The organism is Cytobacillus sp. NJ13, assembly GCA_030348385.1.
Lineage (GTDB): Bacteria > Bacillota > Bacilli > Bacillales > Cytobacillaceae > Cytobacillus.
In genome coordinates, this window is sequence record JAUCFP010000006.1 from 290,366 (window position 1) to 314,869 (window position 24,504).

The window sequence follows — 24,504 nt, forward strand, 5'->3', positions numbered from 1 at the left end:
TGACAGAAATTAAAACAGCAGCCGGTCTTATGTGAACTGGCTGCTGTTTTTTGCATTATGCAATAGTTGAAGCAGTTTTATCCTGCTTATTGAGCTTATCCTGCAAAACAAATTGATTACGCCCTGCACCAATTCCGGAAATAGTAAAGATGGCAGTAATGAAGATTAGGAAGATCAGTGGAACGGTCCAGGAGTGGAACAGGTCATACAGTGAGCCGATGAGAATCGGTCCTGCCGCCGCAAGCAGGTAGCCGACGGATTGAGCCATTCCTGAAAGGCTGGCTGCCTGTTTGGCATTTTCAGCACGAAGGCCGATCAGGGTTAAGGAATGGCTGATCGCAGCTCCAAGACCAATCCCGAGGAGAACGATGCTGATGTTAGAGATGAAGGCATTGACATTCACCAGGAGACCCGTTATACCTGCAAAAGTGAAAATGCCGATGCCAAGAGCAATCCCCTTTTGGTTAGGAAGCCGATCGGCAAGAACGGGAATAATAAAATTAACAGGGAGTCCTGAAAACTGGAAAACCGTTACCATCCATCCAGCTGCGTCAATTTCCCGTCCCTGGCTATGTAGAATTTCAGGGAGCCAGGTGGTGGTGCTGAAATAGACCATTGATTGCAATCCCATAAACAGTGTGACCTGCCAGGCGATGGGTGAGGACCAGATTGAACCCTTTGGAGCAGATACTTTAGGTGCTTCCGTCTTTTTCTTTCGTAATCTGATCTGCGGAATCCAGACAATAATGGCGATAAGAATTAAGATGGTCCATACACCAAGGGAAAGCCGCCATCCCAGGCCAAGATCCTTTGCAAGCGGGATACTGAATCCTGGCGCTAGTCCTGCACAAATCCCCATTGAAAATGTATAAATGCCTGTAAGCAGACCAACCTTCTGCGGAAACTTTTCCTTGACCATTCCAGGAAGAAGCACGTTGCAAAGACCTACGCCTAACCCTATTAATATAGTTCCTATGTAGAGCGGAGGAAGCATTCCCAAAGAACGGGCCGCAATGCCGGTTCCCAAAATAGTCAAACCCAAAAGAATGCTCCATTCACTTCCAAGCTTTTGGGCAATCCTCGGAACAAATGGAGAGAGCAGGGCAAAGGCAACGAGAGGAAGGGTAGTCAGAAGGCCTGCTGCACCATTGGAAATTCCCGTTTCATCCCGGATTGCCCCGATCAATGGCCCGACAGATGTAATCGCAGGGCGTAAATTAAAAGCCACAAAAATAATGCCGGCCATCAGGAAAAAGGTTTTTGAATCAAATTTTGCTGAACTTCTCAACTAAAGACACTCCTTCAAGGTATTTCGAAAATCCTTCGCGTAACGAAAGATAATATTCAGAATAGTATAATTGTTTTTCACCTAAAAGTACATAGCTTTTAAGCAAAATGGCAATATTTATACAGTTTATTAGAGAGAAGTAAATCTGAGGAAACAGCTGGTAAATAAAATATAGTAAGGGGAGGTCCCCTTACTTCTATTTTTAAATTGATTCTAATGCATCGAGAATTTTATTAAGCCAATTCATATAAAACTCATTTAATCCTTTATAATGCTCCTGGATCAGGTTCGGAATGACGTCTTGGTAGTCATGCTTTCCTTCACTTTCTGCATTCAGCTCGGAGATCCAGGATTTAATATGTTCTGCTGCTGCAGGGACTTCTGGTGATTCGATAAATAATAGGGCTGGATAAAGGGAGCGCGGTTCAGGCATCCGCTTTTTAAACACCTCAATGATTTCTTCTGAAAGCTGATTTTTTCCTTCTTCAGTTATCTGGTAAATGGTCCGGTTTGGCCGATTATTCACCTGTTCCTGCTTCTCCGCCTGGATCCACTTGTGCTTTTCGAGTTTGCGGATGGCGTGATATAAATTGCCGTCCGTAACGGGGAATAGCTGATCCCATTTGTGTTCTAAAATGACTTTTTTCATTTCATATGGATGATATTCTTTCTCTTTTAAAAGCCCGAGAATTACGATTTGCATGGACATAGTAGCAGCTCCTTTTAAACAATTACTTTGCACAAAGTAATGGGTGGATTTATAATAAAAGTGAGGAGGAGATCATATGAATCTAAAGGACAAAGTTGCATTAATAACAGGCGGTGCCGGCGGCATTGGCAAGGGCATAGCCACAGCCATGCTGAAACATGGCGCTAAAGTTGTGATTGCAGATATCAACCAGGAGGCCGGAGAAGCAGCTGTACAGCAATTAAGTCAGTTTGGATCGATTCATTTTATTGAAAAAGACATATCCCGCAAGGAAAGATGCCGTTGACCTTGTGCAGGAGACAATCTCACAGTATGGAAAATTGGACATCCTTGTCAACAACGCGCATGTTTCCAGACAGATGCCATTTGTGAATACCACACTGGAAGACTTTGAATTATCCTTTAATACAGGATTTTACCCTACTGTCAATTTAATGCAAGCCTCCTACGAACAGCTTAAGAAAAATAAAGGATTCGTGATTAACTTTGCTTCAGGTGCCGGCATTTCGGGCCAGGTGAACCAGGCCTCCTATGGATCTGCTAAAGAAGCGATTCGCGGTTTAACGCGAACTGTTGCAAATGAGTGGGCTAAGGATCAGATTAATGTCAATTTAATCTCACCAATTGCTTATACTGAAGGCGTGAAAAATTGGAGCGGGAACTTCCCAGATCAATATGAGCAGGTACTCAATGGAATCCCGCTTGGCCGCATGGGAGACCCTGAAAAGGATATTGGGGAAGTGGCTGTATTCTTAAGCAGCGAAAGCAGCTCCTACATTACCGGACAGACAATTATGGTAGACGGGGGTACGCAAAAGTTAACCTAAACAAAGAAACTGTCCGCTTGGACAGTTTCTTTGTTTAAGGATAAGCATATCTACTCTGAAGTTAGATAACGGCCTAGCTCCGGGCGCCTTCCACTTTTCTATTGTGCTGAAAACCCGCCGTCAATAACTAGTTCAGCTCCTGTAATATAAGAAGCATCATCTGAAGCAAGGAACAATACAGCGCGTGCCACGTCATCAGCTTCACCAAGTCTTTGGAGCGGAGTTGCCTGAATTAATCTTTGCAGCACTTCACTGGATTCTGACAGGTTTTCGGTCATTGGTGTTTTAATAACGCCAGGGAAAACGGCATTAACCCTGATACCGAAACGGCCAAACTGTGTGCTTGCCGCTCTGGAGATGGCTCTGACAGCACCTTTTGAAGCCGTGTATGTGTTTGTTCCCATTCCAACCATGGCTGTGTAGCTTGAAATATTCACAACGGCACCGCTTTGCTGTTTGACCATCTGCGGCAATACATGCTTCATTCCTGCAAATGGCCCGAAACCATTGATGCGCATCATGAGATCCCAATCTTCAATTGTCACATCATCCATATGCTTCTCACTTGAAATGCCGGCATTATTAATTAGAACATCGATTCTTCCATGATCGGCAACGATTTCTTCCACTGCCTTTTTCCAATCATCCTCTGACATGACATTCAGCATTTTGCCTTCCACTGAATCATTTTGGCTGACAACGTCCAAGAGCTCTTTATTAATGTCCGCTGCAATAACATAAGCGCCTTCTTCGACTAAAAGCTCAGTCATTCGTTTTCCCATGCCGGATGCTCCGCCAGTAACCAATACAATTTTATTATCGAATTTCCCCATTATATTTCCCCCTTAATTTCTCTTTTTAAAAAGCGTTTACAAATCAAGTATAATCGATATTATACTTTGTGCAAAGTAATTAGATTTGGAAAAATACCAAGTTTTAAGGGACTTTTCATTATTATTGATAGAAAGGGCAAGAATTGGTATAATGAATGACAGTCAGTCACTTTTGGGCAAGGAGGATATATCCATGCAGGATCGTCCAGATGATAAATACAGTAGAATACTGAACGCATCTATAGAGGTTATTTCTGAAAAAGGCCTTGAAAAGTCCTCGGTATCAGAGATCGTTAAGAAAGCAGGCATCGCTCAGGGAACGTTCTATTTATATTTTTCTTCAAAAAGTGATTTGGTACCTGCGATCGCCAATTCACTTCTCACCAAAATTCTCGATCGGATGAAGAGGAAGGTACATGGGGCAGCAAGCTTCTGGAGTACTCTAGATGCCGTAATTGACGAGACCTTTAAGGTTACAGATGAACATAAAGATATTATAGTACTTGTATACTCAGGACTCGCTGTCAATCATTCCTTGGAAAAATGGGAGGAAGTGTACCGGCCATATTACGAATGGCTTGAGATTGAAATCAGCAAGGCAGTTCAAAAAGAAGAAATTTATACAAACATTAATTTGAAGTGGACCTCAAGGACCATCATTAACCTTATCGAAAATGCTGCTGAAAGATATTATATTGGCGGCGAGCAGGATGAGCCCCTGACGGTTTATAAAGAAGAGCTTTTTAAATTTATCAGGAAATCATTAATCACAGGCTAAAATTATTGGACTGCTTCCAATAATTTTTCTTTAAAGAAAAATGACTGACTGTCATTCATAGGGAGTTGAGAGCAAATGAAATGGATGTTAGTATTTGCAGCCGGCATCCTTGAAGTGATGTGGGCTTCAGGTTTAAAATATGCAGATTCATTCTTGGATTGGACGATAACCACAGTGCTGATAGCAGCAAGTTTCATATTATTGATCCGCTCATATAAGGTAATACCTGTTGCGGCGGCTTATACAGTATTCGTCGGGATTGGAACTGTAGGCACTTATATTTTAGGTGTGATAATGGGGGAGCCTTTTTCGGTAACTCAAGTATTCTTTCTGGTGATATTATTGGCAGGTATCATTGGCATGAAGACTTTTACGAAACAGGAAAACACTGAAGCGAGAGGTGAATCTTAATGGCTTGGGGATTATTGGTCCTGGCGGGGATCGAAGAAGTGATTGCCACAATCGCCATGAAATACATGGATGGAACGAGAAAGAAATGGCCGATTGTTGTAATGGTAGTTGGTTTTATTTTCTCTTTCTTCTGTTTATCCATGGCCATGCAAAGGATTCCAGCCGGTGTGGCCTATGCTATTTGGACAGGAGTAGGGAGCATTGGCATTACGCTGGCTGGTTTGTTTTGGTTTAAAGAAAAATTCGGATATAAGCAATTTTTATCCCTGGCGTTTATCTTAATTGGAGTAATTGGTCTGGGGATGACATCTTAAGAAGGTTTTAAGCTATGAGAATATCGGAAGCAGACCTGAAATATGCTGGTCTGCTTTTTGGTAAAATATAAATTGAAATTAGTTGCAAATTACAAATAACATAATTATAATGTAACCAAGAGGTGAAAATAATGGAAAACCTTCGCAGTTTGTTTCAAGTAATGACGCGCCGTTTTGGCTTACTCAATAAAAATTGCTGCAGTGTCGGCGGATGCGATATTTCCCTCATTCAAAGCCATATTCTTTATGAGATTGACAATCAGCATAACCCGTCAATGCAGCAGATTGCAGATACGTTAGGGACGGATATTACAACTTTCAGCAGGCAGGTTCAATCTTTAGTGAAGATGAACTTGGTTAAAAAAACGCCGGATCCTGCTGATAAGAGAATCAGTATTCTTTCGCTGACTGCTGAAGGCAAATATATTGCAGGTTCAATAGATCAGCAGATGAATTCATTTTTACATGAGGTTTTTTCACAAATGAATGAGTTTGAAAAAGAAACAGTCATCCGCTCGATTCATTTGTTAAATAATGCAATGGCAAAGTCCAGTGCATGCTGTAAGCCTATTCAGGGGTAATTCCCTGGGTATAATACTTGCACTTTGCAAGTAAGATTAATCAATCCAAATTTGGAGAAAAGAGGAGAAACCATGACCAATCTGAATGACCTTATTGTTGTTAAAGGATGCTGCACGCCTAAGAAAAACGAGTCAGAAAAGACTTCACTAAGCGAGGATGAAAGAAGAGAGTTACCTGTAGCTATAATTGGCGCCGGGCCGGTTGGGCTGGCAGCTGCTGCACACCTGGCAAGCAGGGGGCAATCATTTATTTTGCTGGAGTCGGGGAAGCAAGCAGGAGCAAATATTAAAAGCTGGGGACATATTCGCTTATTCTCACCATGGCGATACAATATTGATAAAGCTGCTTCAAAGTTATTAAGCGCCAATGGCTGGGTACAGCCGCAACTGGAAGCTTTGCCTACAGGGGATGAGCTAGTTGAACACTATCTGAAGCCGCTGTCCAGGTTACCTGAAATAAAGCCTTTCATTCACCTAAATACGAAAGTTTTGTCAGTTGGCAGAAAAGACACCGATAAAATGAAAACCGCAAAACGGGGAAATATTCCGTTTGTTATCCATGCTGAGCAGAATGGAGAGTACAAAACATACGAATCGAAAGCAGTAATTGATGCTGCAGGCACCTGGGGAAATCCAAATCCAGCTGCGTCAAGCGGAATTTGGCTGGCTGAAGAACAGCAGCTGAAGGAAAAAATATTTTATGGTATACCCGATATATTAGGGAGTGAGCAGCAGCGCTATCGGAATAAACGTATAGCAGTTGTCGGGGGAGGCCATTCAGCCATTAACGCTTTGCTGGATTTAGCCACATTGAAAGAGTCCTATCCCGAAACGGAAATTCTGTGGATTATGAGAAGAAATCAGGTTGAGGATGCCTACGGTGGAGAAGAAAAAGATGCACTTGAAGCACGCGGCCGCCTCGGAAGCAGAATCCGCCAATTGGTTGATAAAGGTCAAGTGGAGGCCATTACTCCATTTCGCATCCAGCTGGTCAAAAAGTCAGAAACGGGAATCGAGTTAGCAGGCAGCCATAATGGCAAGCCGGGCAGCCTGGATGGAATCGATGAAATGATTGTCAATACAGGAAGCCGTCCGGATTTTTCAATGATAAACGAACTCCGTACTTCTATAGATTCTGCAACTGAAAGTGTAGAAGCATTGGCACCATTAATTGATCCTAATCTTCATAGCTGCGGTACAGTTCGCCCCCATGGAGAAAAGGAGTTAAGACAGCCTGAGAAGAATTTTTATATCGTGGGTTCAAAAAGCTATGGCCGTGCTCCAACCTTTTTGATGGCGACAGGCTATGAGCAGGTTAGGTCAGTGGCAGCTTATCTAAGCGGTGATTTCGCCGCTGCTGAAAAAGTAGAGCTCGATTTGCCGGAAACGGGTGTTTGCAGTGTTAATCTAAAAAGTTCCTGTGATGAACCTGCATCTTCCTGCTGCAATTAATTAAAGGGGAGAATTACATCCCAAATAAAGGTGATGCCAATGACCATCAATCATGCTGGAGCGCTCAAAAAAGAATATTTTATCTCATATATGAAACTAATCAGGAATGCTTTCGGATGTTCTGTTGAGGAAGCTAAAGATAAAACATTTGAAAGGCTGTTTCGATCGCTGGAAAGTGAAATGGGGCAGGAAACGTATACACAATTTCTTTTGGCTTATCGGGATTTACTGAATCATTCGAATGATTAAGAAAGGAGAGAATGACTTATGGCGGCTATTAAAAATCAATTATCTTCAAAACCTATAATAGTAGTCGCCATAGTCACAGCTTTAAGTCTTTTAGGTGATTCCATGCTGTATATTGCCTTGCCTATTTATTGGGAAAGTGCTGGCCTGGATTCCATTTGGCAAGTAGGTGTGCTCCTATCAATAAACCGTTTCATACGATTGCCTTTTAATCCCTTAGCAGGCTGGATGTATAAACATATTTCATTAAAGGCTGGCCTGATCATTGCCATTCTGTTAGGCGGATTCACAACTATAGGCTACGGTGTTTTCGAAGGATTTGCTGCCTGGATGATTCTCCGTGCATTATGGGGGATTGCCTGGTCATTTTTTCGAATCGGAGGATTGTCGGTTGTTGCCGTATATGCTGAAAACAATAAGCGTGGAAGTTCTATGGGCTTATATAACGGGCTCTACCGAACAGGAAGCCTGGTTGGAATGCTGGCTGGGGGCTTGCTCATTCCGATTCTAGGCTTGAGCACAGTTTCAATTGCATTTGGGTTATTGTCCCTTTTGGGGCTTCCTTTATTGCTGAATTCTAAAATCAAACAAATTGTGGAGACACCTGATAAAAGAGATAAAATGGCTGAAGAGAAGCCTTTCATTGGCAGGACCGCATATAAAGCAGCGATAATTGTTTCAGGCTTTCTCGTTGCCATGCTATATCAAGGAATAGTGACATCCACAATGAGTTCGCTGATTGAACATTTTTACGGAGAGAGTATATCAATATGGAATGTGGTTGTCAGTGTTACATTTTTATCAGGCATCATCCAAGCGGTAAGGTGGACATGGGAACCTTTTCTGGGAAGGACAGTAGGTCACTGGTCTGATGGGGCGCAGGGGAGGCTGCCGATTTTTATCGTTTCTTTGATCTCAGCAGGATTTGTCTTTGGAATAGTATCCTTTAGACTTCCATTAGGGCTGTGGATAGCAATTACTCTTTTAGTGATGGCCGGAGCTACTATTTTATCAACCATTCTGGATACGATAGCTCTGGACACAGCAAAAACTGCAAACGTGGTTTCTTTCCTTACGATATACTCCATCTCTCAAGATCTAGGAGCAGCTTTAGGGCCGGCAATTAGTTACATATTAATCCAATTAGAGGCTGGTTTTACATTTTTATATTGGGGCGGTTCAATAATCCTGCTTATTTTAGCCATGATTTGGTCAGTTTTAGCAAAGAGGCTGAACACATCAATAAAAAAAGAGATCTATGAATCCTATTAGGGGGGACTGAAATGTTAAGTGAGGCAGTTGTTCGTGAAGCCAGAAAGACAGATTTAGAGGCTATTCTGGAGATTTATAATCAGGGAATAGAAGATCGAATAGCTACATTGGAAACAGAGGCAAAAGATCTTTCCTATATGACAAACTGGTTTGAACAGCATCAAGGACGATATAGCGTGCTTGCCGCAGAAGAAGGGGATCAAGTGATTGGATGGGCTTCCTTGAATCCGTATAGCAGCCGCTGTGCTTATGATGGAGTGGCAGACCTATCAGTCTATATCTCCAGGGCATTCAGGGGCAAAGGAGCAGGAGGGAAGCTGCTTTCAGCTCTCGAAATGAAAGCAAGAGAAAATAAGTTCCATAAGCTGGTTTTGTTTACTTTTCCTTTTAATGGCCTGGGGCAGGGACTGTACAAGAAAATGGGGTATCGTGAAGTTGGCACATTTCAAAACCAGGGTGTTTTGGATGGAGAATTTGTTGATGTGATGGCTATGGAGAAGCTGCTTTAAATAAATGTGCGGCTATTCATTTAGCCGTTTTTTGTTGGGTTTTCCTTAAAAGTTCGGTGGGATGCCAAGTTCGGACAGAATCTCCCGGAGATCCTGATTATCAGTCTGAAGTTGGACTAAGTTCAGACAGGATCTCCCGGATTACCTGATAATCAGTCCGAAGTGGGGCTAAGTTCAGACAGGATCTCCCGGATTACCTGATTATCAGTCCGAAGTGGGACTAAGTTCGGACAGGATCTCATGGATTTCCTGATTATCAGTCTGAAGTTGGACTAAGTTCGGACAGGATCTCTAAGATTTATTCCTTGCCTGTCCGAAGAATGGAGATCAATCTTTAGTCAGCTCTTCAAAGTATCATCTCCTTGTTCGAGAAAGCCTTAAGTAAGTCAGCCACACAAATAAAACGTGTCTGTTACAATCAGCTCATTTGTCAAATCAGTGACCCAAACGAATACAACGGAAATAAAAAAGCAGACTATACGTAAAGTTTTCGTAAATAAGAAAAAAACTATTTACTTATATAAGCAAATTATTATATGTTAATATGTGCAAAGCGGAGGTGATAAGATCATGATAGTGTCCACAGTTGAAATCGACAAAGCATCATCCATTTTAAAATTATTAGGCGATAAAACACGGCTCACAATGGTCAAACTTTTAAATAACCATGATTGTTGCGTGTGTGAGTTTGTGGAGATTTTTAAAATGAGCCAGCCAGCCATTAGCCAGCATCTCAGGAAACTTAAGGATGCAGGTGTGGTAAGGGAGACCAGGAGAGGTCAGTGGATTATTTATTCATTGAATCAGGATAGTGACTGCTATCCATTGGTACAAACTGTGCTCGATCACCTTCCAAGCATAGATTATTTATTAGAAGAACTGGAAGAGCAGGGATTGCGAATTTCCTGTGAGTAAGAGGGGGAAACACATTGACTCAAATAATTTTAGCATCGGTGATTTTCTTAGTCACCCTCATATTAGTCATTTGGCAGCCAAGAGGGCTATCCATCGGCTGGTCAGCATGCGGCGGAGCCATACTCGCTCTAATTGCTGGTGTGGTGGACTTCAATGATGTTATAGATGTTACATCCATTGTCTGGAATGCCACATTAACCTTTATTGCCATCATCATTATATCTCTTATTTTAGATGAAATTGGGTTTTTTGAGTGGGCAGCTTTACATATGGCGAGAGCGGCAAAGGGCAGCGGAGTGAAAATGTTCATTTACGTTTCCATTTTGGGATCAGTTGTCGCAGCATTCTTTGCGAATGATGGAGCGGCCCTCATTCTTACGCCAATCGTCCTTGCCATGGTGAGAAACCTTAATTTTAATGAAAAAATGGTTTTTCCTTTTATCATTGCCAGCGGATTTATTGCGGATACAACATCCCTTCCATTGGTCGTCAGCAACCTTGTTAATATTGTCTCAGCTGATTTTTTTGGCATCGGCTTTGTGGAATATGCGTCCCGCATGATTATTCCGAACTTCTTTTCACTGGCAGCCAGCATTTTGGTCTTATTCGTATACTTTAGAAAAAGCATACCAAAGAATTATGATTTATCTCATTTGAAAAAACCAGCAGCAGCAGTTAAAGACAGCAAAATGTTCCGATTGTCATGGCTCGTTTTAGGCATCTTATTAATAGGTTATTTTGCAAGTGAATGGATTGGTGTTCCAGTTTCATTCATTGCCGGCATTATAACGATTTTCTTCCTGATTATGGCGCGAAGAAGCACGGCCGTGAATACACGCACTGTCATCAAAGGTGCTCCATGGGCAATTGTTTTCTTTTCAATAGGCATGTATGTAGTGGTTTACGGACTAAGAAACGCAGGTCTTACAAATATATTGGCTGATTTAATTCAAATGACAGCTGACCAGGGACTATTTGCGGCAACGATCGGAATGGGATTCATTGCGGCTATCCTTTCCTCTGTCATGAACAATATGCCAACCGTTATGATTGACGCACTGGCCATTGCTGATACGAATACAAGCGGAATCATGCGTGAAGCTCTTATTTATGCGAACGTAATTGGATCTGATTTGGGACCGAAAATCACGCCGATTGGTTCCCTGGCAACCTTGCTATGGCTTCATGTATTGTCCCTAAAGGGTGTAAAAATCTCATGGGGAACGTATTTTAAAACAGGGATTGTATTAACCATTCCAACATTATTTATAACATTAGCCGGTCTATATATTTGGCTGCAGATACTTTAAAAAACTTACCTAAAAGGAGAAATACGACATGACAAAAAAAACTATCTACTTCCTATGCACAGGCAACTCATGCCGCAGCCAGATGGCAGAAGGATGGGCCAAGCGGCATTTAGGTGATGAATGGAATGTTTATAGTGCAGGGATCGAAGCACATGGTTTGAATCCTAACGCTGTAAAAGCAATGAAAGAAGCAGGCATTGATATTTCCAATCAGACTTCTGATATCATAGATCCTGAGATTCTAAATAATGCAGATTTGGTTGTAACGCTTTGCGGAGACGCTGCTGATAAATGCCCGATGACACCTCCACATGTGAAGCGCGAGCACTGGGGATTTGATGACCCTGCAAAAGCAGAAGGAACAGAAGCAGAAAAATGGGCTTTCTTCCAGCGTGTCCGTGATGAAATTGGCGGCCGCATTAAAACATTTGCCGAAACAGGAAAGTAAATAATATACTAAAAAACATTCAAGGGAGGGAACAGACATGATAATCACAGACAATGCGCGTGATGAATTAAGAAAAATGCTGGAAGAACAAAATGCGAGCAGCATTCGCATCTTTTTTGATGGCTATGGCTGAGGACAGCCAAGAATAGGACTGGCTCTGGATGAGCCGGCAGCAGATGATATTATTGTCACAATCAATGAAATCAAAGTAGCAATCGACCCTATTATTGAACCAAACACCGAAGACCTTGTTTTAGAGCGAAGCGGAAACGGAAGCGGAAGCGGGATTTCGATGATCGGGAATACGGGAAGATGCTGTTAGAAGAGGGCCTTTAGGGGTCCTTTTTATTTGATCTAATCCATGCTCCTAAATAAATCATTCACATACATTATGGTAACTGGAATTGAGGAGTGAATGTTGTTGTATTACTCATATAATCCATATGTGCCTCACTTTAATATCAGCCTTGGTAACCATCAGGCTTTTCGAAGTAATCATTTCAACAGAGCAAGAGCAAGCTTTTCCAAAGAGGAAGCAACAGCAATTGCATTATTGTTAGGAATCGATTTTACGAAAAGCAGGTTTGATTTGAACGAATTCTGGATGGGCGTAAATATAGAACTTGAACATGGGAAACAGTCAAATCAAACAAATGTTACAGGAGATGATCCGCTTCTTACGGGAAAAATTGCATTGGCGCATCTTAACGAGTTTCCTGACTATTATAAGAGATTAAAAGTTCTGGAAGCAGAAGCTAAAGCATATTGGAACAAATAATTATTTAAGATTGATAGTGAGCATAACAAAAAAGCAATGCAGCCTCCAAATGAAGATTGCATTGCTATTTTAACTAACGTTCCGAAGTTTTTTCAGTCAAAAAGGTTATCGCCACAAACAGTGCAAAGGCTAGCAGAAGCAAGGTTCCGCCGACGATAAAGAAGACCAGAACAAGCGTATCTCCTAAATTAAATGGATTTAATGTATACATCCACATTCCAATTGTCAATCCAAGTGCTCCTGCCATTCCAAGTATGCTGTGAATGGAAACAAGCTTTTTATATTTTACGCGGTATACTTTATAAAAGATTCCCCATGCAAATACGGATAGCCATCCTACCAGCAGGATGTGGGCATGAATTGGCCTTAAAGAATAATCCATCTGCCCGGACATATGCGATCCAAGATAGGTCCCGATAATGCCAAAGATGGCTGCAAATCTTATTAATCTGATACTCCATTTTTGTTCCATAGTTTTTTATTCCTCCCAATGTTTCTCCCTATAAAATGTGATGGTAAAAGTGGTTCCTTTGCCAGTCTGGCTGTCTGCCCTGATTTCCCCATTATGCAGCTCAATAATCTGTTTCACAATCGAAAGCCCGAGTCCTGTGCCATCTTTTTTTCTTGCTGAGTCCACCCGGTAAAAGCGGTCAAAAATCTGGCTGATCGTATCCTCGGATATTCCGATCCCGGTGTCTTTAAAAATAACTTCAATCGCAGATTCAGTTTGAGACAGGCTGATCAAAATGCTTCCGCCATGAGAGTTATATTTTATCGCATTCGTCAGCAGGTTGTCCCAGATATTTACCAAAAGCTCCGGATCCCCCTTAAAAATGACAGGGGATAGCTTGTATGAAACCTCAATTTCTTTTTCTTCCAGCCGCCATTGATGCCTGCGGATGGTTTCCTTGATCTGATCGTCCAATTTCACTTCCGAAAGCTTCATCGGATACGATTTCTGATCAAGTGAAGTCAAAAGCAAAAGCTGTTTTGTCAGATTGGAGAGCCGCTTCGATTCCTGATCGATAATCTGCACATATTCGAAATGTTCTTCTGTAGTCAGTTTCTGTGTCTGCAGAAGTTCTGCATACCCTTGAATATTCATAAGAGGGGACTGAAAGTCATGAGACACATTGTTGATGAATGACTTGCGGGCCTCGTCATTGTGCTGAAGCTGTTCCTGCATGCGGCCGAAGCTTTCTGCCAGCTGTCCGATTTCATCCCTGCGAGCAATATTCAGTGGAAAGTTAAAATTCTCCCGGGTGATTTCCCTGGTCGCTTCCGTCAGCTTTGTTATTGGCTTGATAAGATGCTTGGCGAACCAGATCACTCCGGTAATGCTCACAACGGCAATGGCGACAAAGAACCACGCGAAAATCATATGAATGTCCGAGAAAAGCAGCTTATTATTCGGGCGAAGGAATAGCCCGTAATTCTGACCGTTCATAGTAAAAGGGACCCCGACGGTATTTTCCAGATCGTTTGAAAAATGGCCCATCATCAGAAATTGGCCGGCAAAACTATCCATACCATGATAGACTTCTTGATCGGTCAGCACTTTGGCAGCTTCATCAGGCAGTTCGGTCTTATTGAACGGCTGCCCGAAGAATTCCCCTTCACCCGATTCCGTCACGATATAGAGCTGATAGCCGAGCTTGCTCATGGAATTTAAGTAAGTTTCATAAGTAGGACCAGAGGAATGCATATGCTCCAGGCCATTAGCGATTTCCTCTGCAATCACAACATTTTGCCTGTCGATTTTCCCCTTTGTCGAAGTCATATAGACCCAATTCGTTAAACTGAAGGAAAGCACGATGCTTATGGCTAAGATCACGAGTGTAGCTGCAATGAATTTCCTGTAGAGAGTCTTCATTTTATTTCCTCGAGCTTATACCCAATGCCGCGAACTGTCTGGATCTCAACGGTTGCACCGTATTTTTTCAAGCGGTCGCGAATTCGGTTGATGTGGGTATTTAAAGTCTGTTCGCTGCCCTCATAATCCGCTCCCCAAGCCTGTTCAATCAATGCAGCCCGCTGGGTGATTTTATTTTTGCGTGCCGAAAGCAAGCTGAGCAGCTCAAATTCCTTTAATGGAAAAAGGATGGTCTCCTGATTGATTTCCACTTCAAAGCTTTTTCTGTCAATTAACAGGTTTCCTGCTTTGACGACTGTATCCATCGCCCGCTCGGCCCTTCTTAACACGACCGCTACCCGGAAAAGGAGCTCCTTCACTTCAAACGGCTTTACAATATAATCTTCAGATCCGGATAAAAAGCCCTGCTCTTTATCACTGAGCTGCCCTTTGGCTGTTAAAAGAATAACAGGGATTCCGAAGTCATCTGTCAGAAGCCTGGTGAGTTCGAATCCATCCATACCAGGCATCATGACATCGACAACCGCTAAATCCGCGGTTTGTTCTTCTAAGAGTGCTAATGCTTCTTGAGCATTGTTTGCGCGCAGAACTTGATAGCCTTCACGATTTAGATGAATCGTGACGAGTTTCTGTATATTCACATCATCGTCTACGACAAGTATTTTCATAATAGGACCTCCTCACAGGGGAATAGGGAGGGACCCCTCTCTCTATTCCGAAATTTTTTGCCCGGAAGTTTCCTTGTCTTTTTCAAATAACAGAATTAATGCCGGAAGCAGCATCCCCCTGACAAGGAAGGTGTCAATCAATATTCCCATGGCAACGATGAATCCAAAAACGAATAAGTCCGCTATCGGCATGGTCATCAGGGCAGCAAATGTAGCAGCCAGAATGAGGCCAGCCGAAGAGATGACGCCGCCGGTATTCCGGATGGCAATTTCAAGAGCGTCCTTCACTCTATGTGTCTTCCTTTCCTCGATAAAGCGTGAAACAAGGATGATGTTATAATCTATCCCCAATGCTACAAGGAAAATAAATGAATAGACAGGCACACGGGAACTGATGGATTCAAAGCCAAAAAATACATCAACAAGGAATATGCCCAGTCCTAAAGCCGAGACAAATGAGAGCAGAATGGTAGCCATCATGTAGATCGGCATCTTTATGGATTTCGTAAGCGCAAATAACAGCGCAAGAATCAGGACCGTCTCAAGCAGAACAATTTTTATTATATCACCGTTGTTGACATCCTGTTCGTCCACTATTTTTGCAGTGACCCCGCTGTAGTAAGATTCAGCTTCCACACCGGCTTCTTTCATGAGCTCCGGTGTGTCTTCACGCAAATCTTCCATAAAGGTTATGGCTTCCGTTGAATAGGGGTTGATGGATAATGCGACGCTCAGTTTTGCAGCCTTGCCGTCTTCTGAAAGTGCTGTCAGGCGGACAGAAGCTATTTCATCAAATTCCTGCAGCTTATCGGTTATCGCACTTGCATCGGTTTCATCCATTTTTTGATCACTGACAATCAGAAGTGTCGATGGAGCCAGTTCTCCTTTGTCATATCTGGATTCCACAATTTCATAGCCGACACGGGATGGCAGGTCATCCGGGAATTTTTTAACCATATCAAATTCATAATCAAGATTAAAAATATTTAACGCTGTGATGAGCATAAAAATGCCGACAATTCCGCCTGCTATGCCAGGCTTGTTCACAACAAATCTGGCAATCTGACCCCATACTTTATGGTTAACTTCTGTTTCAGTTCCGTATTTTGGAACTTTCGGCCAAAAAGCCTTACGCCCGAACAAGGTGAATAAAGCAGGAACCAGCGTAACGGATGCGAGCATGATAAAAAACATGGCTGTTCCAAAAATAGGGGCAAAGTTCTGATAATCCCGGAAATCCGCGAAGAACAGAACCAGCATGGCAGCAAGAACAGTTCCGCCCGCAAAGAAAACAGGCTCGCCTGTTGTGCGCATCGCATGCTTCATCGCTTCATATTTGTTTTCGTAATGGTTGAGCTCCTCGCGATAACGGGAGAAAACAAATAATGAATAATCAATAACAGCAGCAAACAGCAAAATACTCATGATCGAGGTCGTCTGATTATTGACCTCAAGTCCGCCAGCACCCATTAAAGCTACACTCTGGTTTACGACCTGGTAGACAATCGCCGTTGCCAGCAGCGGAATGACAGCAAGCAATGGTGAACGGTAAATCGCAATAAGCAATACAAGAATGATGAGAACGGTGGCAATCAGGAGAACAAAGTCCGCCTGTTCAAAAAGTTTAACTGTGTCACCCGCTATACCGGCTGGACCAGTGATATAAAATGCAGTATTTTCGAGATCCTCTGCAATTTTATTGCCTACTTCGGAAGCATGGTCGTTAATCTCGGCATACTGGGCATTGCCAAGTCCGTTTTTAAGCTCCATCGGGACAATCATCGTGGTCCTGTCTTCAGAAATGAAAGAACCCAAGGCTTGAGGGGGAAGCTTGCTGATGTCAATAATCGTCTTGATTCCATCGATGTCCTCAAGCATGATCCCTTCTAATATCTGTTTGGCTTCTTCGATATTCACCTCGCCATTTTCATTATGGAAAACCAGGATACCCGGAGTTCCTTGTTCGTTTGGAAAATATTCCTCTGTTTTATTTTCGGCAATAATGGATTTTGCCTCATCAGGAAGTGACTGGAAATTATTTGTACTATAATCGCCTAGCTTTGGACCTGCACTTAAGCCAATCATCAGCACAAGCCAGGCGAAAATCGTGATCCACATTCCCCGTTTGGTGGAAACCCAATCTGTAATCGAATGCAGCAGTTTTTTCACATGAATGCCTCCTTAACTTATTTCAATGCCTATCTTACAAAATGAAAATAAACTTAAGATCAACTTTTGTTTACATTAAGCAAATGCGTATGAAATAAGCGGTTTGTAAAGAAAATACAATTATATGAAGGCAGCTTGGTTAGGGGGACCATATCAGAAATAAATAGGGGTGATGGATGTTGACGGTAAATGAGACTATTCTGCGTGTAACCATTGCGTTTTTAGTACTCTTTTTATTAGCAAGGCTGATGGGGCGCAAGGAAATTGGCCAGATGACCTTTTTCAACTGGGCAACTGCGATTGGAATCGGGTCAATCGCCGGGAACCTTGCTGTGAATGCTAGCAGCCCCATCAAAGATGGAGTAATCGCGCTGATTGTTTGGACGCTTTTCACCATAATGCTGGATATGATCGACCTCAAATCAAAACAGGGAAGAAGAGTCACAACGGGTGATCCATTGATTGTCATTAAAGCTGGCAGGATAATGGAAGGGGCACTCAAAGAATCGAGGGTGGACCTTGAAGAGCTTCAGGCATTATTAAGGCAGAAGGATATATTTTCTCTTAAGAATGTTGATTACGCAATCTTGGAGACAAACGGAGAATTATCTATTTTGAAAAAGGAGAGCGAACAGCCGGTTACGAAGAGGGATCTAAACATCAGCAGACCCAAAAAAATCCTTTTTCCTTTGCCTACAGAAGTCATCTCTGATGGAAAAGTCAACACAGAAAACCTTTCAAAATTAAAAATTGATAGGAATTGGCTTGACAGAGAACTGGAAAAAGCGAATATCCAATCAATCGAAGATGTATTTTTTGCACAAGTTCAGCAGGATGGCACTCTTTATATTGATACAAAAAACAAATAGAGAACAGAAGCGGCTTCCGTCCTCCTATTTATTCCTTGAAGTTTTCAGTAGACGATGAAAGGGGCATTTCGAGATCGTGGTGGCATCGTCCCGAAGGAAATATTGCTTCCATTCAAAATTGTCATCGGCGCCATAACTGTTCAGATCAGGATGGATGGAGACGGCATCATATTTTTGGAGCCGTTTGCGGATTTGATTTTTAAGGCGGGATGCTAATGTTTCCTTTTTCATGAACTCCTGCAGAACCCACCTCGGTGTGATGGCGAGCATCATCGTATCAAAATGCCGGCTCTGCCGATTTTTATGCGCAGGGGTGGCACAATAGACAAAGTACTTTTCTCCGTGAAAGCAAAACTCCCAAAGTGGATCATGCGGGTCTTTTGGGATTTCGTTTGGCCACTCAGCATTATCCATCTCAGATAACCCCGTGAGCTGCTCCCAAAAATGCTGCTCATATTCCTCCACACTCAATTCATCCCATGTATTGTAAAAAATGATCAGGGAAGTGTAGCTTCCGAACTCTCTTGAATGTACAGAGAATTCCTTCAGCATGGCTGCGGTTTGCTGAATGGAGGCCGGATCCCTTGGGTCGTCAGCAAACCCATAACAGAGCTGATTCTTGGCAAACCCAATAGTTGCAGGTACGCAGGGAAAAGGCTTTTCTTTATTTGTCATCTTTGTCTGAAAACTATCAAAAGCAATCTGCTGCCAATCTTTTAAACTATGCATGCCGGAGGAGTTCGCAGTATATAGACTGGTGATTTTAGTCACTCCCTTCTGACTCTTACACTATATTCAAAATAGGATAAGGCAGGTGAGTGTCCATGGTAAAAATGGGCGGACGGAGGCGGTGGCGGTGGGTGGCGTTGTGGGTTTGGCGGGGGATGGCGAGGAGAAATAGGAGTGGGCTGGAATTTGGTAGGCATCGTGGGCTTATGGCGACGAAAAAGGATGGAGAGAAGGGGAAATGGTAGCCATGGCGGGTTCATGGCGACGAAAAAATGGAGAGACGGAAATTGTAGTCATGGACACAGCGATAACGACGAAATATCCAGAGACCAAGGAAAATGGTAGTTAATCAGAGGGAATAACGACGATAAAAGTGGAGATCAATGAAAAATGGTAGTTAATCAAGAGGAATAACGACCAAAAAACGGGGAGGTAAGCGAAAATGGGTGTTAATTTGGATGAATAACGACCAAAAACCGACATAGCAGGAAAAATGGGAGTTAATCAGAATGAATAAAGACCAAAAGCCGGCAGTCCAAGAAAAATAGTAGTTAAACGAAATATATAACGAAGATAATTCCGCGGCCCAAATCCGTAGTCACTCACAACTCTCCCTCAAATTAACTTAATTAATCTTAAATTAAGAAGTTTATTCTAAAACACACCCGGGTAAAGAGATATGTTTAGGATGAAGCGGACCCATACATAATGAATAAAATCCAGGTACTATAGGGGGAGAACATGAGTAATCAGATGCGTCTTTTAGGGGAAAAGATTTTAAGAGAGAAAGATATGATCGCAAAAAAACTGCATAAGGATCGAATGAGTGGAGTCGTGATGACAGAAATCGAGAGAATGCAGGCTGACAAAATGGAAGCGCAGATTATTCAGATTCGTGCTGAGTTTATTGGATTGTTCGGTGAAGCATTGCTGAATCATGAAGGTAAAGTTGAATCGATGGAAAAGATTGAGAAATGGTGCAAGGAGACAGGAGAATATTTCTTTAAGCTTGGAATCCCTTTGGATGAAGCTTTAAAAGATGCGGGTTATTATCGGAAACATATCTGGAAATCTTTAGAGGAATCTATGATGGAGCTTGAGATGCCTGCAGCAGAGGTTTTTAAGGTTATCTATTTGATAGATCCCCTGCTGGATCATTCCATCCATTGCTTCAGCATGTCTTATGTCAAATACCATCAGGTAACACTCGAAAATGCAAAGCAGGCTTTCCTTGAGTTATCTGTGCCGGTTGTTCCGCTTTCAAAAGGGGTTGGCATCCTGCCGTTAATTGGCAACATTGATACAGAGAGAGCGCGGCTTCTGATGGAAGAAACGTTAAAACAGTCTGCGAACCTTAAGCTGTCGCATTTAATTTTAGACATTTCAGGCGTGATGATTGTTGATACGATGGTAGCAGATCAGCTGTTTAAAGTAATTGAAGCACTTTCGCTGATTGGGGTAAAAACGATCATTACAGGAATCCGTCCGGAAGTGGCGCAGACGATAGTCACGCTGGGCATTAAGCTGAATGGCATTCAGGTAAAAGCCAATGTGTATCAGGCTTTTGAAGAGCTGCATGCGCGAGCATAAGAAATAGCAGAGGAATTCAAATTGAATTCACTCTGCTTTTTTTTTGCTCTGTTAAAGTAGGGTTAACTATATAAAAGTTGGTGATGAACGTGAGAGCAACTGATATTCTTAAAGCCATTCAAAAACTAAATCCAGCAGAAAAACACCGACTACGAGAGTATTTAATTGATACACTTACTGCATCTTCTTCGACAGGAACTGTTCTGCAAGAAATAGCTGAACGCAAAAATAAGAGCGGTTATCATTGTCCTGACTGCGAATCAGAACATATCGTTCGGTATGGCACATACTCAACGATTGTTGATGGCGATGAAGTAGAAAAGCAACGTTATCGATGTAAAGCGTGTAAAAAGACATTTACTGACCTAACAAATACTGCTCTATATCGAACACGCCATCTCAATCAATGGATTAAATTCATCGAATGTATGATAGAGGGATATTCTCTGCGTAAATCTGCTGAATTAGTTGGTAACGTTACTCACGTTACATTGTTTTACTGGAGGCACAAACTCGTATCATCATTAAAACAAATGGAAATATCTAATTTTGAAGGTATCGTTGAAATGGACGAGACCTATTTTCTATACTCAGAAAAAGGACAAAGAAAGATAAAAGACAGAAAACCCCGCAAACGTGGAGGTTCTGCTAAGAAACGGGGCATAAGCAACGAACAAGTTTGTGTCTTAGTCGCAAGAGACCGTGAAAAGATGACTTTTTCGCAGACTTGGGAATGGGTCGATTAACAAAAGAGCAGTTAGACAAGGCTATCGGACATAAACTTTCAATTGAAAATGATTTATGCACCGATTCTTGGCGTGCCTTTAAAACATATGCTGCTGAAAAAGGGATGGATATTTATCAATTCAAGTCTGATGGTAAGGTTCGCACAAAGGGTCTATACCATATCCAGAACGTTAACAATTATCACCGAAGGCTTAAAGGATGGATACAACGTTTTAATGGAGTTGCAACTAAATATCTGAATAATTACCTTGCTTGGTTTCAGGTGTTAGAATCCATTCAACATCAAAGGAATCCTATTACTATGAATGACTTGATGATTAAAGGGAATTTAATACAAAATATGGAAACATATGATACAATTAGGTTATCTAGATTCACGATATAAACGTTACTGCTTGTTCAACTAACGGGCAGTTTAGTTCAACAAGAATACCTAGCCGATGTTTTTTGCTCTGTTTAAGAATAATGGTGATTTTTGATAACTCTTCGAAATCTTACTTTCAGTTACCTGTCAGATGGTAAGAGATATAGGAATAGTATATTACTGGATTAATAAAATTGAAACAGGAAGAAAAATGAGGTGATTTTATTTTAGAAAAACTCAGGAAAATTAATATGAAAACTGCTGTATTTATGGGAATTATTTTTTACTCTTTGACTATCTTAATCCACTTTCTTATTATAAGCAAAAGTATTCCATTCACATGGGTTAATGGTGGAAGGTCTGAATCATTCGCTGAACAGCTACCAATATCTGTTATAAATATCGTTATTTCTATTATTGGAGTAGTTTTTACGTTGATTGTTGGTAGAATTAAACTATATAAATACAAAAGAAGAATAACCGTTATATGTTGGTTTTTTGTTGTACTTTGGTTTTTTGGATTTATACAACAATTGTTTGGAACACCTTTTGAAAAAATGGTTTGTTCGTTAGTATTGCTTATTGGAGTTATCTCGAACTTGCGTATGGCGATTGAAAAAAAATAGATGTAACTATTTAATTAATAAGTTTGTGAACAATTACACTTAAACTAAAGGGGTGCGTTAGTTTAACAAGCAAATATTATAAAAATGGAACTTCCACAAATTGAGAACTTCCATTTTTATAAGTAATATCAACATTAAACTTTAACAGAGCCTTTTTTGAAAAAGATTAGGTATCCTGATCCAAAAATAGAAATAGTAATGTCAACCCTCTTTTCAATTTCCGGATTAAAATCATTCCTATCCTCATAAAACTTCCACTTAAAGGTTAATATAATTTTCCTCTTTACCGTGTATAAAATCTGGTTTTTCCGCATATAAACCGTGTTAATTTTCGCGGCCGTGAATACAATGAATCAAACAGCACTTCAATGCATATTGAGGGGTGATGACATCGTGTTTTCGGTAACGGGTATGCAGGGATTTGAAATGTTTTCGCTTATGCACCTTGTTACACTGATTCTTTTCTTTTTTACCGCCTGGTGGCTGGTGTATTACAGGCAGGTGCTTAGGGCCTATCAGAAAATCATAAAATGGTCGCTGTTTGGTGCGCTGCTGGCTTGTGAAGTGACGCATCACATATGGCTGGTTCTGACAAATCAGTGGGATGTGGCAGATCTGCCTCTCCAGCTATGCTCTTTCAGTACTTTCATTGCTCTTTACTTGTTTTTGAAGCCTAATAAAAAGGCTTTTTGGCTGCTGTATTTTATTGGTGCAATTCCTCCAATTTTAAGCATGGTGACACCTGATATGGTTTACCAATTTCCTCATTACCGCTACATCAAATACTTTCTTCATCATTCAGCCATTCCGCTTGCCGTATTATATTTTATTTTGTTTGAAGGATACAGGGTCCCTAAAAAAGCAGTGCTGACAGGCTTTTTAACACTCAACGTAATTGCGGTGCCAGTCTTCTTTTTGAATATGCTGGTTGGGACAAATTTCTTCTATTTGGCCAGCCCGACAGAAACACAAACCCTGCTGTCGTTTTTCGGGAGAGGTGTCTGGTACTATGTAACGCTTGAAGCTGCTGCGCTGCTTGTCTTTTTTATTACTTATTTACCGATGCATTACATGCAGGCAGCTGAACAAAAAAGGGTCCGTGGAAAATGAAAGCCTTAATCCTGCCGGGATTAGGGCTTTTTTCTTTAAACATATATAATGTAAGTACATATTTATCAAAGCAGGAGGAATTATGCTGGTTGAAGATGAGCTTTACGGAGAATACAAGCTTGAAACAGTATTAGAAGAATTAATCAACAGCAAGCCGGTGCAAAGGCTGAAAGGTGTACACCAGGGCGGAGCGAGCTATCTTGTCAATGAAAAATGGAATGTAACAAGGTACGAACATTCATTAGGCGTAATGCTGTTAATAAGGAAACTGGGCGGTTCTTTGGAAGAGCAAATTGCCGGTTTGCTTCATGATGTTTCTCACACTGCCTTTTCTCATGTGATTGATGGGGTTTTGGAAAATGAAGCAGAAGATTATCATGAACATATTTTTGATCGTGTTCTCCTTGAATCTGAGATTCCGGCCATTTTAAAAAGGCATCATCTTAATTATGAATGTATCCTTTTTGAGGATTCACAATGGACTTTATTAGAACAGCCGGCACCCGAACTTTGTGCAGACCGGCTGGACTACACGTTAAGGGATATGTACCGATATGGTTATATTTCTTTAGCAGAAGCCCATCATTTTCTGGATCATCTGACAGTTGTAGAGGGCCGGATGTACATATCTGATATTGGGGCAGCTGAGTGGTTTGTAAAAACTTATTATAGAGAAGTCATTGATTTCTTCATGGAACCCTTAAATATTTATGCCAATGACACTCTTGCAAAGGTCCTAAAAAGATCTCTCGAAACAGAACTTCTTCATTTGGATGATCTGCTTGGCAAAGATGAAGAGGTATTAGTAAAAATTAGTGAGTCAGGGGATCAGGAAGTGCAGCGTCTGCTTGAGAAAATTGATCATAAGGTCAGGGCAGAAGAAAACAGAGCAGACTATGATATTCACTTCAAAGGGAAAATAAGATTGATTGACCCTTCCGTATTGATTAACAGCAAGCTGATCAGAGCATCAAAACTGTCAGAAGAGGTTAAAAACAGAGGACAAAAAGCATATGAAAAAGCTAAAGAAGGTGTGTATATAAAAATCTTATGAGAAATGAAAGCCTTATCCCTGCTGGCGGACAGGA

General features: G+C 41.6%; 25 protein-coding genes and 2 pseudogenes. 19 read left to right on the forward strand and 8 right to left on the reverse strand.

The genetic code is table 11. The features are described from left to right. Nucleotides 1-55: 55 nt before the first annotated feature. Nucleotides 56-1,246, reverse strand: a complete 1,191-nt coding sequence (locus tag QUF73_01500) for an MFS transporter (protein ID MDM5224878.1) — start codon at nucleotides 1,244-1,246, stop codon at nucleotides 56-58. Between the two features lie 244 nt (nucleotides 1,247-1,490). After that, nucleotides 1,491-1,997 (reverse strand): PadR family transcriptional regulator, encoded by a 507-nt coding sequence (locus tag QUF73_01505; protein MDM5224879.1) that lies wholly within the window; start codon nucleotides 1,995-1,997, stop codon nucleotides 1,491-1,493. Between the two features lie 76 nt (nucleotides 1,998-2,073). Between QUF73_01505 and QUF73_01510 the strand changes: the two are divergent. Next, nucleotides 2,074-2,824 (forward strand): annotated as a pseudogene (locus QUF73_01510) (SDR family oxidoreductase). 98 nt (nucleotides 2,825-2,922) lie between these two features. On the opposite strand, the gene QUF73_01515 reads toward QUF73_01510, so the two are convergent. Beyond that, nucleotides 2,923-3,657 (reverse strand): SDR family oxidoreductase, encoded by a 735-nt coding sequence (locus QUF73_01515; GenBank protein ID MDM5224880.1) that lies wholly within the window; start codon nucleotides 3,655-3,657, stop codon nucleotides 2,923-2,925. Nucleotides 3,658-3,850: 193 nt separating this feature from the next. Here QUF73_01515 and QUF73_01520 point away from each other — a divergent pair, with 193 nt between their 5' ends. From QUF73_01520 to QUF73_01575, 12 genes are all read left to right on the forward strand, one after another. After that, on the forward strand, nucleotides 3,851-4,435 hold the full coding sequence (locus tag QUF73_01520) for a TetR family transcriptional regulator (protein MDM5224881.1): 585 nt from the start codon (nucleotides 3,851-3,853) through the stop codon (nucleotides 4,433-4,435). Nucleotides 4,436-4,510: 75 nt separating this feature from the next. After that, nucleotides 4,511-4,846: a multidrug efflux SMR transporter gene (locus QUF73_01525; protein ID MDM5224882.1), complete on the forward strand. Its 336-nt coding sequence runs from the start codon at nucleotides 4,511-4,513 to the stop codon at nucleotides 4,844-4,846. Beyond that, nucleotides 4,846-5,160: a multidrug efflux SMR transporter gene (locus QUF73_01530; protein MDM5224883.1), complete on the forward strand. Its 315-nt coding sequence runs from the start codon at nucleotides 4,846-4,848 to the stop codon at nucleotides 5,158-5,160. The genes QUF73_01525 and QUF73_01530 overlap by 1 nt, the downstream gene beginning before the upstream one ends. Nucleotides 5,161-5,291: 131 nt before the next feature. Beyond that, nucleotides 5,292-5,741 (forward strand): MarR family winged helix-turn-helix transcriptional regulator, encoded by a 450-nt coding sequence (locus QUF73_01535; protein MDM5224884.1) that lies wholly within the window; start codon nucleotides 5,292-5,294, stop codon nucleotides 5,739-5,741. Between the two features lie 72 nt (nucleotides 5,742-5,813). Continuing rightward, nucleotides 5,814-7,193, forward strand: coding sequence for an FAD-dependent oxidoreductase (locus QUF73_01540; protein ID MDM5224885.1), 1,380 nt, complete (start codon nucleotides 5,814-5,816; stop codon nucleotides 7,191-7,193). Between the two features lie 39 nt (nucleotides 7,194-7,232). Further along, nucleotides 7,233-7,442 (forward strand): hypothetical protein, encoded by a 210-nt coding sequence (locus QUF73_01545; protein MDM5224886.1) that lies wholly within the window; start codon nucleotides 7,233-7,235, stop codon nucleotides 7,440-7,442. An 18-nt stretch (nucleotides 7,443-7,460) separates the two neighbouring features. Further along, complete coding sequence (locus tag QUF73_01550) at nucleotides 7,461-8,711, forward strand: MFS transporter (GenBank protein MDM5224887.1); 1,251 nt, start codon at nucleotides 7,461-7,463, stop codon at nucleotides 8,709-8,711. A gap of 11 nt (nucleotides 8,712-8,722) precedes the next feature. Beyond that, a complete protein-coding gene (locus QUF73_01555; GenBank protein ID MDM5224888.1) occupies nucleotides 8,723-9,220 on the forward strand; it encodes an arsinothricin resistance N-acetyltransferase ArsN1 in 498 nt (165 codons plus the stop codon). 570 nt (nucleotides 9,221-9,790) lie between these two features. Continuing rightward, nucleotides 9,791-10,135: a metalloregulator ArsR/SmtB family transcription factor gene (locus tag QUF73_01560; protein ID MDM5224889.1), complete on the forward strand. Its 345-nt coding sequence runs from the start codon at nucleotides 9,791-9,793 to the stop codon at nucleotides 10,133-10,135. A gap of 14 nt (nucleotides 10,136-10,149) precedes the next feature. Further along, nucleotides 10,150-11,445: an arsenic transporter gene (locus tag QUF73_01565; protein MDM5224890.1), complete on the forward strand. Its 1,296-nt coding sequence runs from the start codon at nucleotides 10,150-10,152 to the stop codon at nucleotides 11,443-11,445. A 28-nt stretch (nucleotides 11,446-11,473) separates the two neighbouring features. Continuing rightward, nucleotides 11,474-11,893: an arsenate reductase (thioredoxin) gene (gene arsC / locus QUF73_01570; protein MDM5224891.1), complete on the forward strand. Its 420-nt coding sequence runs from the start codon at nucleotides 11,474-11,476 to the stop codon at nucleotides 11,891-11,893. A 421-nt stretch (nucleotides 11,894-12,314) separates the two neighbouring features. Continuing rightward, a complete protein-coding gene (locus QUF73_01575; GenBank protein ID MDM5224892.1) occupies nucleotides 12,315-12,671 on the forward strand; it encodes a hypothetical protein in 357 nt (118 codons plus the stop codon). 73 nt (nucleotides 12,672-12,744) lie between these two features. Here QUF73_01575 and QUF73_01580 read toward each other — a convergent pair whose 3' ends face one another. Genes QUF73_01580 through QUF73_01595 form a run of 4 tightly spaced genes read right to left on the reverse strand, consistent with a single transcriptional unit; the run spans nucleotide 12,745 to nucleotide 17,381 of the window. Continuing rightward, complete coding sequence (locus tag QUF73_01580) at nucleotides 12,745-13,143, reverse strand: hypothetical protein (GenBank protein MDM5224893.1); 399 nt, start codon at nucleotides 13,141-13,143, stop codon at nucleotides 12,745-12,747. Between the two features lie 6 nt (nucleotides 13,144-13,149). Then, nucleotides 13,150-14,544, reverse strand: coding sequence for an ATP-binding protein (locus tag QUF73_01585; protein ID MDM5224894.1), 1,395 nt, complete (start codon nucleotides 14,542-14,544; stop codon nucleotides 13,150-13,152). Further along, nucleotides 14,541-15,212, reverse strand: a complete 672-nt coding sequence (locus tag QUF73_01590; protein MDM5224895.1) for a response regulator transcription factor — start codon at nucleotides 15,210-15,212, stop codon at nucleotides 14,541-14,543. Before QUF73_01590 ends, QUF73_01585 begins: the two co-directional genes overlap by 4 nt. Nucleotides 15,213-15,254: 42 nt before the next feature. After that, complete coding sequence (locus QUF73_01595) at nucleotides 15,255-17,381, reverse strand: MMPL family transporter (protein MDM5224896.1); 2,127 nt, start codon at nucleotides 17,379-17,381, stop codon at nucleotides 15,255-15,257. Nucleotides 17,382-17,560: 179 nt separating this feature from the next. Between QUF73_01595 and QUF73_01600 the strand changes: the two genes are divergently transcribed. Beyond that, complete coding sequence (locus tag QUF73_01600) at nucleotides 17,561-18,250, forward strand: DUF421 domain-containing protein (protein ID MDM5224897.1); 690 nt, start codon at nucleotides 17,561-17,563, stop codon at nucleotides 18,248-18,250. A gap of 24 nt (nucleotides 18,251-18,274) precedes the next feature. Here the strand turns inward: QUF73_01600 and QUF73_01605 are convergent, their stop codons facing one another. After that, complete coding sequence (locus QUF73_01605) at nucleotides 18,275-18,979, reverse strand: YqcI/YcgG family protein (GenBank protein MDM5224898.1); 705 nt, start codon at nucleotides 18,977-18,979, stop codon at nucleotides 18,275-18,277. Nucleotides 18,980-19,720: 741 nt separating this feature from the next. Here QUF73_01605 and QUF73_01610 point away from each other — a divergent pair. The 5 genes and pseudogenes from QUF73_01610 (at nucleotide 19,721) to QUF73_01630 (ending at nucleotide 24,470) form a co-directional block, all read left to right on the forward strand. Continuing rightward, nucleotides 19,721-20,569: an STAS domain-containing protein gene (locus tag QUF73_01610; GenBank protein ID MDM5224899.1), complete on the forward strand. Its 849-nt coding sequence runs from the start codon at nucleotides 19,721-19,723 to the stop codon at nucleotides 20,567-20,569. Nucleotides 20,570-20,652: 83 nt separating this feature from the next. Further along, nucleotides 20,653-21,701 (forward strand): annotated as a pseudogene (locus QUF73_01615) (IS1595 family transposase). A gap of 230 nt (nucleotides 21,702-21,931) precedes the next feature. Further along, nucleotides 21,932-22,306, forward strand: coding sequence for a hypothetical protein (locus QUF73_01620; GenBank protein ID MDM5224900.1), 375 nt, complete (start codon nucleotides 21,932-21,934; stop codon nucleotides 22,304-22,306). A gap of 393 nt (nucleotides 22,307-22,699) precedes the next feature. Then, on the forward strand, nucleotides 22,700-23,416 hold the full coding sequence (locus tag QUF73_01625; protein MDM5224901.1) for a TIGR02206 family membrane protein: 717 nt from the start codon (nucleotides 22,700-22,702) through the stop codon (nucleotides 23,414-23,416). An 82-nt stretch (nucleotides 23,417-23,498) separates the two neighbouring features. Then, entirely contained in the window at nucleotides 23,499-24,470 is a 972-nt protein-coding gene (locus QUF73_01630; protein ID MDM5224902.1) for an HD domain-containing protein, read from the forward strand. The last annotated feature ends 34 nt before the right edge of the window (nucleotides 24,471-24,504 follow it).

Bases quoted from the DNA above. Each gene is read 5' to 3' on its own strand.
- arsC (MDM5224891.1), top strand. From the start codon at position 11,474: ATGACAAAAAAAACTATCTACTTCCTATGCACAGGCAACTCATGCCGC.
- QUF73_01525 (MDM5224882.1), top strand. From the start codon at position 4,511: ATGAAATGGATGTTAGTATTTGCAGCCGGCATCCTTGAAGTGATGTGG.
- QUF73_01550 (MDM5224887.1), top strand. From the start codon at position 7,461: ATGGCGGCTATTAAAAATCAATTATCTTCAAAACCTATAATAGTAGTC.
- QUF73_01540 (MDM5224885.1), top strand. From the start codon at position 5,814: ATGACCAATCTGAATGACCTTATTGTTGTTAAAGGATGCTGCACGCCT.
- QUF73_01545 (MDM5224886.1), top strand. From the start codon at position 7,233: ATGACCATCAATCATGCTGGAGCGCTCAAAAAAGAATATTTTATCTCA.
- QUF73_01580 (MDM5224893.1), bottom strand. From the start codon at position 13,143: ATGGAACAAAAATGGAGTATCAGATTAATAAGATTTGCAGCCATCTTT.
- QUF73_01520 (MDM5224881.1), top strand. From the start codon at position 3,851: ATGCAGGATCGTCCAGATGATAAATACAGTAGAATACTGAACGCATCT.
- QUF73_01530 (MDM5224883.1), top strand. From the start codon at position 4,846: ATGGCTTGGGGATTATTGGTCCTGGCGGGGATCGAAGAAGTGATTGCC.
- QUF73_01585 (MDM5224894.1), bottom strand. From the start codon at position 14,544: ATGAAGACTCTCTACAGGAAATTCATTGCAGCTACACTCGTGATCTTA.
- QUF73_01605 (MDM5224898.1), bottom strand. From the start codon at position 18,979: ATGCATAGTTTAAAAGATTGGCAGCAGATTGCTTTTGATAGTTTTCAG.
- QUF73_01555 (MDM5224888.1), top strand. From the start codon at position 8,723: ATGTTAAGTGAGGCAGTTGTTCGTGAAGCCAGAAAGACAGATTTAGAG.
- QUF73_01630 (MDM5224902.1), top strand. From the start codon at position 23,499: ATGCTGGTTGAAGATGAGCTTTACGGAGAATACAAGCTTGAAACAGTA.
- QUF73_01590 (MDM5224895.1), bottom strand. From the start codon at position 15,212: ATGAAAATACTTGTCGTAGACGATGATGTGAATATACAGAAACTCGTC.
- QUF73_01560 (MDM5224889.1), top strand. From the start codon at position 9,791: ATGATAGTGTCCACAGTTGAAATCGACAAAGCATCATCCATTTTAAAA.
- QUF73_01610 (MDM5224899.1), top strand. From the start codon at position 19,721: ATGAGTAATCAGATGCGTCTTTTAGGGGAAAAGATTTTAAGAGAGAAA.
- QUF73_01505 (MDM5224879.1), bottom strand. From the start codon at position 1,997: ATGTCCATGCAAATCGTAATTCTCGGGCTTTTAAAAGAGAAAGAATAT.
- QUF73_01500 (MDM5224878.1), bottom strand. From the start codon at position 1,246: ATGGCCGGCATTATTTTTGTGGCTTTTAATTTACGCCCTGCGATTACA.
- QUF73_01515 (MDM5224880.1), bottom strand. From the start codon at position 3,657: ATGGGGAAATTCGATAATAAAATTGTATTGGTTACTGGCGGAGCATCC.
- QUF73_01535 (MDM5224884.1), top strand. From the start codon at position 5,292: ATGGAAAACCTTCGCAGTTTGTTTCAAGTAATGACGCGCCGTTTTGGC.
- QUF73_01620 (MDM5224900.1), top strand. From the start codon at position 21,932: ATGAAAACTGCTGTATTTATGGGAATTATTTTTTACTCTTTGACTATC.